Annotated in this window: 13 protein-coding genes; 5 read left to right on the forward strand and 8 right to left on the reverse strand. The window is 51.2% G+C overall.

The features are described 5' to 3' along the window. The first annotated feature begins 30 nt into the window (after positions 1–30). A complete protein-coding gene (locus RIF36_RS11420; protein ID WP_350127702.1) occupies positions 31–1,002 on the forward strand; it encodes a hypothetical protein in 972 nt (323 codons plus the stop codon). 471 nt (positions 1,003–1,473) lie between these two features. On the opposite strand, the gene RIF36_RS11425 is transcribed toward RIF36_RS11420, so the two are convergent. The 3 genes from RIF36_RS11425 to RIF36_RS11435 all read right to left on the reverse strand — a co-directional run bounded on the left by RIF36_RS11425 (position 1,474) and on the right by RIF36_RS11435 (position 5,857). Further along, the gene (locus RIF36_RS11425) at positions 1,474–1,890 is read right to left on the reverse strand and encodes a hypothetical protein (protein WP_350127699.1); all 417 of its coding nucleotides are present in this window, start codon (positions 1,888–1,890) and stop codon (positions 1,474–1,476) included. 59 nt (positions 1,891–1,949) lie between these two features. After that, positions 1,950–5,117, reverse strand: a complete 3,168-nt coding sequence (locus RIF36_RS11430; protein WP_350127696.1) for a WD40/YVTN/BNR-like repeat-containing protein — start codon at positions 5,115–5,117, stop codon at positions 1,950–1,952. Positions 5,118–5,728: 611 nt separating this feature from the next. After that, the gene (locus RIF36_RS11435; protein ID WP_350127693.1) at positions 5,729–5,857 is read right to left on the reverse strand and encodes a hypothetical protein; all 129 of its coding nucleotides are present in this window, start codon (positions 5,855–5,857) and stop codon (positions 5,729–5,731) included. A 66-nt stretch (positions 5,858–5,923) separates the two neighbouring features. Here RIF36_RS11435 and RIF36_RS11440 point away from each other — a divergent pair, with 66 nt between their 5' ends. After that, complete coding sequence (locus tag RIF36_RS11440) at positions 5,924–6,238, forward strand: helix-turn-helix domain-containing protein (RefSeq protein ID WP_151999294.1); 315 nt, start codon at positions 5,924–5,926, stop codon at positions 6,236–6,238. Between the two features lie 2 nt (positions 6,239–6,240). After that, the gene (locus RIF36_RS11445; RefSeq protein ID WP_350127690.1) at positions 6,241–7,506 is read left to right on the forward strand and encodes a type II toxin-antitoxin system HipA family toxin; all 1,266 of its coding nucleotides are present in this window, start codon (positions 6,241–6,243) and stop codon (positions 7,504–7,506) included. Between the two features lie 194 nt (positions 7,507–7,700). Here the strand turns inward: RIF36_RS11445 and RIF36_RS11450 are convergent, their stop codons facing one another. Beyond that, entirely contained in the window at positions 7,701–7,937 is a 237-nt protein-coding gene (locus RIF36_RS11450; protein WP_350127687.1) for a hypothetical protein, read from the reverse strand. A 138-nt stretch (positions 7,938–8,075) separates the two neighbouring features. Here RIF36_RS11450 and RIF36_RS11455 point away from each other — a divergent pair, with 138 nt between their 5' ends. Then, complete coding sequence (locus RIF36_RS11455) at positions 8,076–8,369, forward strand: GIY-YIG nuclease family protein (protein ID WP_350120605.1); 294 nt, start codon at positions 8,076–8,078, stop codon at positions 8,367–8,369. Positions 8,370–8,479: 110 nt separating this feature from the next. Here RIF36_RS11455 and RIF36_RS11460 read toward each other — a convergent pair whose 3' ends face one another. The 4 genes from RIF36_RS11460 to RIF36_RS11475 form a co-directional block, all read right to left on the reverse strand. Beyond that, positions 8,480–8,710: a hypothetical protein gene (locus RIF36_RS11460; RefSeq protein ID WP_350127684.1), complete on the reverse strand. Its 231-nt coding sequence runs from the start codon at positions 8,708–8,710 to the stop codon at positions 8,480–8,482. Positions 8,711–8,824: 114 nt separating this feature from the next. Next, positions 8,825–9,103 (reverse strand): hypothetical protein, encoded by a 279-nt coding sequence (locus tag RIF36_RS11465; RefSeq protein WP_350127681.1) that lies wholly within the window; start codon positions 9,101–9,103, stop codon positions 8,825–8,827. A gap of 324 nt (positions 9,104–9,427) precedes the next feature. Next, positions 9,428–9,694, reverse strand: coding sequence for a hypothetical protein (locus RIF36_RS11470; RefSeq protein ID WP_350127679.1), 267 nt, complete (start codon positions 9,692–9,694; stop codon positions 9,428–9,430). A 198-nt stretch (positions 9,695–9,892) separates the two neighbouring features. Continuing rightward, a complete protein-coding gene (locus tag RIF36_RS11475; protein ID WP_350127676.1) occupies positions 9,893–10,696 on the reverse strand; it encodes a hypothetical protein in 804 nt (267 codons plus the stop codon). Positions 10,697–11,097: 401 nt separating this feature from the next. On the opposite strand from RIF36_RS11475, the gene RIF36_RS11480 reads away from it, so the two are divergent. Then, positions 11,098–14,376 (forward strand): WD40/YVTN/BNR-like repeat-containing protein, encoded by a 3,279-nt coding sequence (locus RIF36_RS11480; protein ID WP_350127673.1) that lies wholly within the window; start codon positions 11,098–11,100, stop codon positions 14,374–14,376. Positions 14,377–14,470 lie beyond the last annotated feature (94 nt).

A 14,470-nucleotide genomic window follows, 5' to 3' on the forward strand; every position in this document is an offset into this window, starting at 1 on the left:
GTCATAATCTTTTGCACCGTAGGCCCCCAAATGAATAATATAGCTTTTGTAACCATTGCCACTGGCCCATTTTCCCGAACCTGCAAGGCAGAAGCATGCCTTGAGTCGCTGTACAGGATAGCAAAATACACCGGGCCGTCGTTTTTGATTACAGATTCGCCTGGCTGCCACGATATCAATAACATTAGGAAAAATGCAGGCTCGGACAATATCGAGCTGATAACCGTAGAGAACTTCTCCCGGAAAATTGACTCTCCCATCGGATTTTTACGACAAAGTGTGTTAGGAGTACCTGTTTGGGTGCCCAGGTTTATTTCGCCCATGAAGCGACCAAAAGCTAAGTCGCTGAAGGCCGAAGTATTCAATTTGATTGACGATGCAGCCATAGACATACTCATCTATATAGATGCCGATGCTATATTTTTGAGAGAGGAGGGGCTGGCTGACTTGCTGCATTTTGCTGCTTCAGGCTGGGACGCCGAGGGAGTTAAGTTCAGGGTCAACCGATTCCCCGACGAGCAGCACCCCGAAAGAAAACTAAATATTCACACCGGGTTTATGATTGCTCATCGGACTCTTTCCAGAAAAGCGCTTCAGCATTGGAGCCAAATGATGGCAATTAAGCAGCATTGGGTGAGAAATTTTTCTGACAAGGAAAAATACCTTCGGGCTTATGAGCAAGTGAGAGAGGAGAAGGGAAAGCCGGATTATATGTCAGTGTTTCCTATTCCCAATCATAAATATGAGGTTATTCTCGATCCAGAGAATGACACAGGACTGATTGGCCACATCACCAGCGGGCGTATCAAGCACCACGGAAAAATGAAAATTGAAGAATACCTCTCAAAGCTGGGATTAAAATCTTACCCCGCCGGGTACTACACGCTGCCAGGCATGCCGCAGTGGATGATCAATGTTTTCTATTTTGGATACTTTGGTTACTACAGGAACTATAAAATTGAGAAGGTCTGGAAAGGGATCCGATCAAAATTTAATGGCTGACCGGTATTTGCTGCACAGATGAGGCCTGCATAACATGCCGTGATTCGCTCCTTCGTCGCTATCGGTTTGACGTTGGTGTGGAGAGGGCAGATGTGCGTGCACTTCTGCTCTAAAAGGATGCTTAACAGCTAAAGCCACCAAAGACTGCCGTCATCTCGAACCGAGGTACGACGGAGAGATCTCCCAGATGATAGCAGTGTTCTTTAGAGGTTCGGTGCCAGGTCTTGGGGATGCCTCCTTCGCACCTTCACTTGGCTCCATTTCATTTCGCCAAATTGCGGATGCTCAGCTTCGGCATGACGTTGTTATTGTGGCTGTAGCTGTGCCGAGGCGGCGGATTGTCACCACAACACAGCCAGCCCCATAGCCCTTCGTTTGCAACGAGGGCTACTGAGACTTGCGCTTGCAGCGCATATTCCGTTCAGCCTCGTTGTAGACGATGACGAGGAAAATGCTTAAATGCAACTGAGGTTAATTTACTATTGGCCGTCGGGAGAGGTACTTCCTGGCATCTTTTGACAAGGAAAGGCCCAGAATTAAGAAAGAGATGAAAGGAAGTCCGTTGGTACCAAACATCACTAAAATATCGAAAGTAATTGCGATCCAAAACCCGATGCCCTTCCGAAGGATCAGGAATACATATTGCAAGGCTATGGGTATTAACATAATACTATAATATCCCATTATAGAGCCTAGCATATATTCTGGGTTTGAATAGGTGTCATCAATTGCTATTCGATCAATGACCGTAGAAGCAAATCCTGTCAGGAAGCCAGCTTCAGGGTTTGCCAGTAGAACATATGCTGCTATGCCAACAAGCAAAAACAAGAAAACTAGCCTGAAAATGATCAGGCCAGTTATCCATTTAATAATCCCTGGTTTTGTCATGTTAGGTTGAGTTTTTTAATAACCGCTTTTCTGTCTTGAAGTTGTCACATCCAGCCCCCTCACTTCTTCCCCTCTATATCAATCTTCGCATTCTCGTTAATCAGCTTGTCGTTGAGCTGGGTCACCTGCTTGTCGAGCAGGGTTTGGAACTCTGTTTGCACCCGCACCATGCGCTCGTTCAGCACGCCTTTTACTTCGGCTTGCTGACTGGTGGGTTTGAAGTCCGCTCCTTTGGCTGTGATGTCGCTGGCCAGGGCTGAGAGCCTGCCGTAGAGCTGCATGGGCGTGCGGAAGGCGTCCTCACGGGCACCAGTCATATGGATGTCGTAGAGCTGACCGGCAATAGCCGTAGCCTGACCCTGCACTGCCATCAGCTCTTTCTGGAGTTTGGCGTTTTTGATTGTGGGGATCATCTCCTCCAACTCCTTCCTGATCCATTCTATCCTGTCGATCATTTCCACCACGGTGTTCAGGGCGTCACGCAGTTGTAGCGAGAACGCTACCTGCTCTTCTATTTCCCGCTGCGTTCCTTCCGTGGAGGGGTCTTTCAGCACGCCGACGGTTTTGATGATTTCCGTATCGCCTACCTTTATCTTCACAGAATACTGCCCAGGCGCTACCCGTGGCCCAAGCTGTCCACCCCAGAGATCCAAATCCCAGGTAACCAACGGTCGCCAGCCTTCGCCATTCATTTCTACCCATGGTCGGCCTTCCGGCTTTGTTCGTAGCTTGGGCTTGAAGGTGGGCTCGTAGCGCAGATCCCACATGGTGCGATTGATCCCGGCGGTCTGCTTGCCTTTCAAGGTGCGGATCACTTCCTGCTGCTCGTTGAGGATGGTGATCACTACCGGCTGTTCCACAGAGTCCTTCAGGTAATAGTTCACAGCCACACCATAGGCCGGGTTTTGCCCCGAGTTCAGGCTAGGCCCATCGGTCTTGATCGCTTCTTTCTCCTGAAAGCGATAGGTCTTGCGCAAGTCAAATGCGTGCACTGCCGTCGCCTGCACCTCTTCGGAAAACTGCCGGATGGGGGAGATGTCGTCCATGATATAGTACCCACGGCCGTAGGTGGCCACCACCAGGTCGTCGAAGTTTTCCTGAATGGCCAGCCAATACACGGGCGCCGGAGGCAGGTTGTTTTGAAGCGGCAGCCAGGTTGCACCGTCGTTGGGGGTATAGTACACCCCATTGTCGGTACCGGCGAAAAGTAGCCCCTGCTTTTTCGGGTCTTCTTTTACCACGTGCGCAAAGCTCAGGATGGATTTCGGAATGCCGTCGCTGATCTTCTTCCACGTCTTGCCATAGTCAGCGGTTTTGAAGATATACGGGTCAAAGTCGGCCATTTGATGCAGGTCGATGGTGATGTAGGCAGTGCCTGCATGGTAACGGGAAGGCTCTATGTTCGAAATGGTACCCCAGGGGGCCACAGGAATGTTTTTGCTCACGTTCGTCCATGTTTTGCCGCCGTCTTGTGTCAGCTGCACTTGTCCGTCGTTGCTGCCCGTCCAGATCAGGCCTTTTTGTATGGGCGACTCTTCCACGGCAAACAGCGTAGCCCCATCAAAGGTCATCAGGTTGTCGATAGCAATGCCGCCGGAGTTCTGCTGGTGGGTCTTGTCGTTGAGGGTAAGGTCGGGACTGATCAGCTGCCAGCTTTGTCCGCCGTCGTCGGACTGGTGCACATACTGGCTGCCTACATACACCCGGTGAGGAGTGTGTGGGGAGAAGCTCAGCGGGAAGTTCCAGTGCCAGCGGTATTTCAGGTCAGCGGGCTTCCAGCCGTAACCGGCTTCGGGCCACACCCTCACCTCCCGTGCATGGCCTGTGCGCATGTCGAAGCGCTGCAGGCCACCATCGTAGCAACCCGACCAAATGATGTTGTTGTCGAACGGATCAGGCTTGGCAAATCCGCTTTCACAGCCACCCACGCCCTGCCACAAACCCAGGGGAATATAGCCCTGCAAGCTGTTGCTCGGACCACGATAGGAGTAGCCATCCTGCCGGTTGCCGTACACGAAATAGGGAGCGTTGTTGTCCACAGCCACATGGTACATCTGGGCAATGGGCAGCACCACTCGCTGGAAGGTTTTGCCATGGTTCAGGCTGATGCTGGCGCAGCCATCGTGGGCCACCATCATGCGGTCGGCGTTGGTGGGGTCAATCCACATGTCGTGGTTGTCGCCACCACCACGGGGAGGGCGCTTCTCCAGCGTTTTGCCACCGTCGAGCGACTGTGCAAAACGAACGCTGAGGAAATAGATTTCATTTTCATTGGCAGGAGAAACCGCTATGCGGGTGTAGTAGGGTGCCCGCTCAGCCATGTCGTGGTGGTTGCTGACGAGTGTCCAGCTTTCACCGGCGTTTTCTGTGCTGTAAAGCGCAGGGCTTTTGTCTTCAAACAAGGCGTAGACTTTATTGGGGTTACCGGGGGCTACGGCCACGGCGACTTTCCCTACAGGATGGTCTTTGCCTCCCGGCAAGCCTTTCTCCCTCATGGGCTCCCAGGTGTCACCGCCGTCGGTGGACTTATAGATGCCGCCACCTGCACCTCCGCTGCGGAGGCCCCAGGTATTGATATGGATCGACCACATGGCTGCATAGAGTACGTTGGGGTTAGTAGGATCCATGCTCAGGTCTGCGGCGCCCGTGTTTTCATCTACGAACAGCACTTTTGCCCATGAGTTGCCACCATCTTTGGTGCGGTAAATGCCCCGCTCCTCCTGCGGGCCGTAGGTATGGCCTAATGATGCTGCGTATACAATGTCCGGATTGGTAGGATGCACGATCACCCTGCCAATGCGGGCTGTTTTTACCAGCCCCATGTTTGTCCATGATTTGCCAGCGTCAGCTGATTTGTAGATGCCGTTGCCGATGGAGTGGGCCGGACGGATGAGGAAGGTTTCGCCGGTGCCAGCCCACACGGTAGAGGGCTCGGAGGGTGCCAGGGCCAGGGAGCCGATGGATGAAACGTCCTGATCGTCGAAGATGGGATCCCAGGACACGCCGCCGTCTTCGGTTTTCCAGACGCCACCAGACGCAGCGCCAATGTAGTTGACCATGGGGTTGCCTGGCTCACCCACAATGGCAATGGCTCGGTTGCCCTCGGGGCCAATGAAGCGGTACGACAGGTCATCGAAAACCTTTGAATCGACCTGGCTAAATGATAGGAGGGGGAGGAGCAGGCATGCGGCTACGCCGGTCAGGCATTTGGAAACAATTGAGTTCATCTGTTTGGCTTAGGTTGTAAGCATAAGTCTACTCAATTGGCGGGAATGTGGAAAGAAGAATTGGGTGATCGGTGAATTGAAGGGGTTTCGAATTAAAGAGGTTAATCTCTGCGGAAGCGCAGATAGTAACCTCTTTAATGCGTTCCGAAGTGAAGCCGACGTGGGCTGATGTACAGACTACAAAAGTTTTGCCGGATGGCCCCGGTGCGTTGCGGTTACTTGCTAAGGTTGGGGTACAGGCTTTGGCTGGCGCAGCAAACTTTTGTAGTCTATTATTCGTGGGCTTTTAATTAGCGATAAGACAGTAACCTCTTTACCTGGGTGCAGTTAGCAAACCTGGCGTGATCCGAGATACGCAGACTACAAAAGTTTTGCCGGATGGCCCCGGTGCGTTGCGGTTACTTACTATGGTGGGATCACCCGCTGCGGCTGTTGGAGCGAATTTTTGTAGTCTTCCCTGCCGCCACCCTCACGTCCCGTTCCGGAGTGCTTCTCCCAGGTCGTTCTGGAGTGTGTCTCACACCCCCGTTTCCGGAGTGTGTCTCACATGCCGGAACCACCCCCACAAAAAAAAAGCACCGTTCCCAGCGCCTCTTTTCCGTATACAAGTATTATTCACTTTCTTGTTCATGCGGCACCTTGCCGTTCGACTGCGTCACAGCTGCAGGCTGGCTTCCTGGCTTAGCTTTACCTTTCGGGCCGGTGCCCTGGTGATTGTACCGGTCAACCCAGGTATTCACTCGTCAAATTTTAATGTTTAATTTATTAAACTAAAATAAATATATTTGTTCATTATATTAAACATTATGGATAAGAAGAGTGCTATTTTACTTCCTAAAACACGTCGAATTCTTGAAACCGTTGGTGAACAAATAAAGCTGGCCAGACTGAGACGCAAGCTCAGTGGAGAAATGGTGGCAGAGCGTGCAGGAATCGGAAGAAATACACTGATTTCTATAGAACAAGGAAGGCCTTCCGTGAGTATCGGACACTACCTGAATGTATTGAAGGTACTGGGACTGGAAGCCGATTTTTTGACCCTTGCAAAAGATGACCTTTTGGGAAGAAAATTGCAGGATGCTCAATTAACCACAAAAGAACGGGCACCGAAGAAGAAATAGCCATGGCAAAAAGAGAAATATATGTTTTTGCAGACTGGCAAGAGGTGAATGGCCCAATTCTAATGGGCATGTTGACGTCAGAAATGCTAAGAGGAAAAGAAATTTTCTCCTTTGAGTATGATAAGACCTGGTTGTCATCAGGCTTCGCACAAACCCTTGACCCCGATCTGCAACTTTATCCGGGCCCTCAGTACCCGAATGATGATAGTAAATTCAATTTTGGGTTGTTTCTGGACTCCTCACCGGACCGCTGGGGGCGAGTGCTCATGCAGCGAAGGGAGGCAGCGGAGGCGAGATGGCAAGAACGAAAACCCATCAAACTTTTTGAAACAGATTATCTGCTGGGTGTTTATGATGGTCATAGAATGGGGGCACTGAGGTTCAAACTCGAACCAGACGGGCCGTTTTTAAATAATGATGAACGTCAGGCAAGTCCGCCCTGGACGTCCATTCGGGAGCTTGAACAAATTAGCTTAAGACTTGAAGAGGAGGGAGCCATCGACCACCCCGACTACCGGCAGTGGTTAAACATGCTGGTAAACCCTGGGTCGTCGTTAGGCGGGGCACGCCCCAAAGCAAGTGTTTTGGACGCTGACAGCAACCTGTGGATTGCTAAATTCCCCAGCAAGAACGATGAAGGCGATATGGGGGCCTGGGAAATGGTCACCTACGAACTTGCTGTTGCAGCCGGTGTCCACATGGCTGAGTGCCAGGCTAGAAAATTTACAAGCGATTACCACACATTCATCACAAAAAGATTTGATCGAACCAACGATGGCAGACGATTACATTTCACATCGGCGATGACACAGCTTGGCTACACCGATGGTGCCGATGCGGCCAGTGGCGTTAGTTATCTTGAGTTAGTAGACTTTCTGATGAGCAATGGCGCCAATGTAGAGGAAGACCTGCCTCAGCTATGGCGAAGGATCGTCTTCAGTATTTGTGTTTCTAATACCGACGATCACCTGAGAAACCATGGTTTCCTGCTGTCGAATGATGGTTGGTATTTATCTCCCGCCTATGACATCAACCCGAACGAAAGTGGAACTGGGTTGAAATTAAATATCTCCGAATACGACAATGCACTGGAGCTCGGTCTTGCCATGGAGGTTCATACCTACTTTCGCCTAGATGAGGCAAGGGCATTGGAAATCATTGAGCAGGTGAAAAGTGTGGTAGGCAAATGGAGGGAGGTGGCAACAAAATATGGCATCTCAAAATCGAGCCAGGAATTGAAGGCTATGGCGTTCCAGGTGGTAAAGTGATTGGTAGAGGGCTGTAGTTCGAATTTGCTATTTATGAGGGAGTTTCCGTCACCAATGCGGCAGCCAACCCCAAAAGAGGGAAAAGGTGCGCTGCTCTGCATAGGCTGATTGCTGGTAGGGGATAAGCCGTTGCAAGGGTGCGGCAAGAAATTTTTAGGTAGGGGAAGGATAGAACACCGGAGTTCCGATCCCTCTTAGGTAACTGCTGCATAATCAGCGTCCATAGCCACCATCACCTCCAAAGCTGTGCCAACACGATGAAAGGAGGTTGCTCTCTGAGGAAGCGCAGATGGTAAGCTCTTTAATGCTCCCGGTCTGGCAGTGTTTTTGGAAAACTCACTGCCATTCCCAAGGGGATGCCGTTCCGGCGTCGGCTCCCTCGTGCCTCGGAATCGGCATGACGTTGGTGTGGGCAGGGCGGAAGTGCTCATGCTTTGTGCGGTACTGCCACTGCCCGCACCAAGCTACCATAGCAGCCGTCACTTCGCAACGCAGCGGAGCCGACGTGGAACGGAATCCCCCCGATGCTAGCAGTATATTTTTTCAGATCGTTTATCTAACTTAACTAAATGGAAAAAGGAGGTGCTGTTTACATCATGACCAATGTGCATCACACAGTCTTTTACACTGGTGTCACCTCAGATTTGATTGACAGAGTCCACAAACACAAGACGAAGTTTTATCCAAAAAGCTTTACATCAAGATATAACATTGTAAAGTTGGTCTACTTCGAGCTATTTCATTCTATTGAGGAGGCTATTGCCAGAGAAAAGGAAGTGAAAAAACTTCGGAGGGAAAAGAAGGTGGCTCTTATTGAATCGATGAATCCGGAGTGGAGGGATTTGTTTGATACACTGGAGTAAAAAGGATGGCTAAGAGCTAAACTCCCCATAGCAGCCGTCATCTCGAAACGGAGCGGAGCGCAGTGAGAGATCCCCCCGACCCGCAGCCGAGCTAGCCATACCTTGGCTTATTACACACGGAATCCCTTACCTGACACTGCATTTACCCAGCTCACTGCCATTCCCAGGGGGATGCCTCGCTCGTTCCTCACAATCGGCATGACGTTGATTTGGAAGCTGTTGTGGTGATCGTGCTTTGGGTAGAACCGCCGCTGCCCGCACCAAGCCACCATAACAGCCGTCATTTCGCAGCGGAGCGGAGAAATCCCCCGGATGTTTGCAGTGTTTTTAAAACGACTCATTTATTACGTGGAGACCGAGTGGGGGAGGGAATGGTACGAGGCTCAGCTTCGCTAGTTGGCCATCGCACCAGCTTGCAGTCAGCTTAGGGAGTGCTAGAACCAGCGGGGGCCAGCTCATTCCTCTTCTATTGATTCTTTCCAAATTCCAAGCTTATGTTCTACGGCATAAACCTCAGCCAGCCTAATTTGACTGAGGAAGTCGCTATAAGCAATGCTATCCACAAATACTGTTAAATCCATTTTCTCATCAGTCTCTTCATAGAGCTCTCTTTCCCAACTTTCCATCTCGTTCCAGGTTTTGGGCCTTTCCATAGTACCTCCGGGGAAACAACCTTTTCTTATCAAATAGTTGTTCAACGTATCTCCCTGGTCAACAATCCAGCAGTAAACCATTTTGGTTTCAGGCTCTTCGGCCATAACGGGGGCCAAAAGAACTGACAGGGACAACGATCGCACTTGGATGTTTCTGTACCCATTCAAAAATGAGGCTGTCTGAATTGTCCGAATGGATTGTTCTGAAAAATCCTCTTCCTAATAAACAGTAGGTGCTGCTTTCATCCAAAGATGACGATCCGAAAACAGAATTGAACTTAAAGTCTTTTAACAGTAGTTCTTTTCCCCGATCTCCCCTGTTTATGCAAGATGTAAATGTTATCAGAGTCAAAAATAGTATTGCTGAAAAGCGGCTCATTGTCATCGAAGGTTAAGGTCGCATTCCTACTTTTCCTTTGCAAGTTCATGATATTGACTCCAACTTAGATCCGAGCAGGTCGAGTCTTCCTTCCCAATTTTAAATCCAGGAGCTCCACTCATCATTATGGACTCGTCAGACTCAGTTGTTCGTTCGAATTCATAATCAAAGTACCAAAAAGAGCTGAATTCCTTGGGTATGGAAACCTTCCATTTGATTCCTTCAACCGGATTTTCTCGATTCATACTAAGGATATGTTCCCTTGCTATATCGATTGCTTTTTCTCGATCCATAATGAAGCCCAACAATTCTACATGGCCCAGCCAAACCCGTTCTACATGGCTACCAGTTTAGCAAATACTTTCACGAGCAGTTGCGGCGATGCAATCGCCCGTTTCGCACGCCCTCGTTTCCGCTATCGCTCAAACGAGGGCGTATTCTATTCTTTATAACCTCTATTCATCGACGGTCGACGTTAACACTCGTTTAATTTATGCTTTTTGTTCGAATGCCTTAATTGTGGATCTAACGATCAAGCATGTTAGATAGAGAAACGCTTCGACTTCTTCAGGTTTGATTTTGTGCCGGTTTTCACCAGCATGCCTTCTGTATTCATGGGCATATTTTAAATAGTTGAGGAAAATTTTATCCCAATAGTTTGAAAACTGTAAAAGCTTAAGGAGCTCTGTTTGGTTGTTGTCTAGAGTCCTTTTATTATTTAAAATTTTACGTCCAAGCCCTTCAATGCACAAGTAGCAGTTTTCAACAACACCTGAAAGACTTTTGGCTTGGTAATTATCTAAGGCAATTTTTAAATCAGTCTTTTCATCAGGAAATTTATCCAATAGTGTGATAGCTGTATCTATTAATTCCTTATCAAGCAGTTCATCACCAGTCGGATAGAATGTTCCGTCAGCCCATCTGATGCCAATATTCAGAGCTGAGCTATTGATAGCATTTTTTACAAGAGAATCTATTGTGCTTTGCATAGCTTGTTCGTCTTCATATGCCTTATGAATGGCAACTAAAACTCTAAGTGTCTGAATGAAATCCTTTTTGGTTAAAGTGTCAAAATTTGGAATCGACGTATGCATGAAGCTGTTTTGATCAATCATTTCTGATGCATTCAATCCTAGTTGGAAGCATACTGAATTGAAGAGTTTGTGGTAATCGTCAAAATCCAGTTTTATGAGTTGATCAAAAATTTTGTTTTCGATTCTGTTTATAAACCGGGTTTTTTCCTCCTCAATTGAACTTCTTAATCCAAATCTCTTGTCAAATTCTTTAATACTCATTTGTTGGCCTTGTAGAAATGAATGTCAACATGTGGATATGGACAAGTCCAATTCTCCTTTATATGCCTACCAATCTACTACATTTTAATAACAAAAACGGCAACCGACTACAGATGATAACTGGGCTGTGAGGGTTTAGCACTGACCCAATAGTGCGTTTTCAGGCTCACTTCCATCATCAAGGGGATCCCTCGCTCGTTCCTCGCCATCGGGATGACGCTGGCGTGGGGAAGTTTGGCTGTGCTCCTTCATCACCCCCTACCACCAATCCACTTTTCCCCTTGATTCGTCAATAATTCTTGCTAAGATGCGTCATATCGGCTGTGCCGCAGCGCCCCTCGTCAACCTCACAGGGTCGGCATTGAAGATAAATTGAGGAACTGACATTAACTATCACTACCATGTTCAAAAAAGCTTTTGTCCTCGCACTTGCGCTAGTTGTCGCCAGCTGGTGCTGCGCTCCCCAAACCATTGCCCAAACGACCAACAATGCCGCCCTGGCCGAGGCCGCAGCGGGCTTAAAGCTCCGTGGCATTGGCCCGGCACTAATGGCTGGCCGCATCGCTGATATTGCCGTGAGCACTGCCGACCCCAGCACCTGGTATGTGGCCGTGGGCTCCGGTGGCCTTTGGAAAACCACCAACCGGGGCACCTCATGGCAGCCTGTGTTCGACGAGCAGCCTTCGTACTCCATTGGCTCTGTCACCATCGACACCAACAACCCCGATGTGGTGTGGGTAGGCACTGGCGAAAACGTGAGTGGCCGCCACATGGGCTGGGGCAGTGGTGTGTACCGCAGTGGCGATGGCGGCAAAACCTGGCAAGCGATGGGCCTGCCAGCATCGGAACATATCGGCAAAATACTGGTCGATCCCCGCAACAGCCATGTGGCTTACGTGGCGGCCGAGGGGCCTCTGTGGTCAGCTGGCGGTGATCGTGGGCTCTACAAAACTACTGACGATGGCAAAACCTGGAACCTGGTGCTGCCCATTGATGAAAACACGGGCGTGACAGATGTGGAATTTGATCCGTCGAATCCCGACGTGCTCTACGCCGCTGCCTATCAGCGTCGTCGCCATGTGTGGTCGTTGCTGGCAGGCGGGCCTAAGTCTGGCATTTATAAATCGACCGATGGAGGTGCCACCTGGCGTCGCATGGCCACCGGACTACCCAAAGGAGACATGGGCAAAATAGGTCTGGCAGTAACACCTGCCAACCCGCAGCTGGTATACGCCACCATTGAAGCTGCCGACAACGAAAAGGGCTTTTACCGCTCTACCGACAAAGGGGAAAGCTGGGAGAAGCGCAACAGCTACATATCGGGCGGCACAGGTCCGCACTATTACCAAGAGATTGAGGCGTCGCCCGTTAACCCCGACCTGGTGTACCAAATGGATGTGTTCCTGCACGTGACGAGGGATGGAGGTAAAACATTTGACTATCTGGGCACGGGCCGTGAAAAGCACAGCGATAACCATGCGCTGTGGATCGACCCTGCTGATGGAGAACACCTGCTGGCGGGCTGCGATGCGGGGTTGTACGAGACCTACGACGAGGGCACCACCTGGCGGCATTTCCCTAACATGCCCGTGTCACAATTCTACAAGCTCTCGCTCGACAATGCCGAGCCGTTCTACAATATCGTGGGTGGAGCGCAGGACCTGGGCTCGCTCATTGGACCATCTCGCACCACCAATGTGGAGGGCGTGCGCAACCAGGACTGGTACGTGCCGCTCGGCGCCGATGGTTATGACAATGCTATAGATCCCGACGACTCGAATATTGTGTATGTGGAAATTCAGGAGGGCAGCCTGAACCGCCTGGATCGCCGCAGCGAAGAAACAATCGACATTCAGCCCCAGCCTGCTCCCGGCGATGCGCCTGAGCGCTGGAACTGGGATGCGCCGATACTGATCAGTCCGCACAAAGGCTCCCGAGTCTACTACGGCTCGCAGCGTGTGTGGCGCAGCGACGACCGTGGTGACTCATGGACGCCCATCAGCCCTGACCTGACAACCAACCGCAACCGCTACGAGCTGCAGCTTATGGGAAGAGTATGGAGCGCCGATGCCCTTTACGACAATGGAGCCATGTCGAAATACGCCACACTGACGTCAATTGCAGAATCGCCCCTGAAAGAAGGACTGCTCTACACCGGATCCGACGACGGCCTGATACAGGTGAGCGAGGATGGCGGACAAAACTGGCGCAAGAGTGCCGCCCTGCCCAAAGTGCCTTTGTTATCATTTATCAACGACATAGAAGCCAGCAGCCACGAGGCCAACACCGTGTTTGCCGTGGTCGACGCTCATAAGTTCGGCGACTTCAGCCCTTACCTGTTTATCAGCACCGACCGGGGCCGCAGCTGGCGGTCTATTGCCAGCGACCTGCCCATGGGCACCATTGTGTGGGTGATCAAGCAAGACCCTGTCGACCCCAATCTGCTGTTCATTGGCACGGAGTACGGCATCTATTTTTCTGTGAACAAAGGAACAAACTGGATCAGGCTGAAGAACGGCATGCCCACCATTCCGGTGCGGGACATTGAGCTGCACAAGCGTGACAACGATCTGGTGGCCGCTACTTTCGGGCGGGGTTTCTATGTCCTCGACGACTACACGCCACTGAGAAACCTGAACCAGGCGGTGAGCCTGAACAACGCTACTTTATTTGCAGTGAGAGATGCCTGGTGGTATGTGCCAAGCGTGCCCATGCAGGCCAAAGGCATGCCAACGCTTGGCACCACAAGTTACAGGGCGGCCAACCCTCCGTTTGGCGCTGTATTTACTTACTACCTGAACGACGTGCCGCAAACGCTGAAGGCGCAACGCCAGTCTACAGAGAAGACCCTCAACGAAAAGAACGCCGGTGTGCCCTTCCCTGGATGGGAAAGACTGCTGGAGGAGTCGACGGAGAAGGCGCCTCAGGCCATGCTGCTGGTGAGCGATGAAAGCGGGCAGCCTGTGCGCTGGATCAAAGGAGCCACGGCCAAGGGCTTGCACCGGGTAAGCTGGGACCTGCGGTTTCCCGCCCCAGACCCCATCGACCTGCGGCAGCCCGACTTTGTGCCACCGTGGGCAGGCGATGCACAGGGGCCATTTGCGGCACCCGGCAAGTATAGCGTGGCGCTGTATGTGTTCCACAATGGCGTGATGGAGGCCAAAGGGGCACCTCAGTCGTTCACAGTGAAGCCCGTGCCTACGGCACCGAAAGGCACTGACTTTAAGATGGTGGCAGCCTTTCAACAAAAGACCAGCGAGCTTTCCCGCCAAATGTCAGGGGCTGCCAGTCAGCTGGGTGAAGCAGGCGAGAAGCTGCGCTACATGAGGGCGGCTCTGATGGAAACGCCGCAGGCAAAACAGGAGCTGTTTGCCAGGCAAAATGAACTGGAGAAAGAGCTGGCTGCCTTGCGCACCCGTCTCACTGGCGACCGCATCCGAAGAGGCATGAACGAATCAACAGTGCCGTCGATCATGAGCAGGGTGGGGCAGGTGGCTTACGGGCATTGGGATACCCGGCAAACGCCCACGGTAACGCAGCAGCGAAACATCGACATTGCCACCACTGACTTTAGCCAGTTCAAAGGAGATATGGCTGCTTACCTCAGTAAGCTATCGCAATACGAAGCGGCGCTTGAGGCGGCAGGGGCGCCCTGGACGCCGGGGAGAAAATTTGAGTAGGACGGGAGGATGGTCGGACAGTCGGACAGTCTGACAATCGGAGGGTCGGAGTCGCACGGCAGGCGTCGGTACGGCCAGGGGCATTTGCGGTGGG

Source organism: Imperialibacter sp. (genome assembly GCF_040222815.1).
In the GTDB taxonomy this organism is placed as follows: domain Bacteria; phylum Bacteroidota; class Bacteroidia; order Cytophagales; family Cyclobacteriaceae; genus Imperialibacter.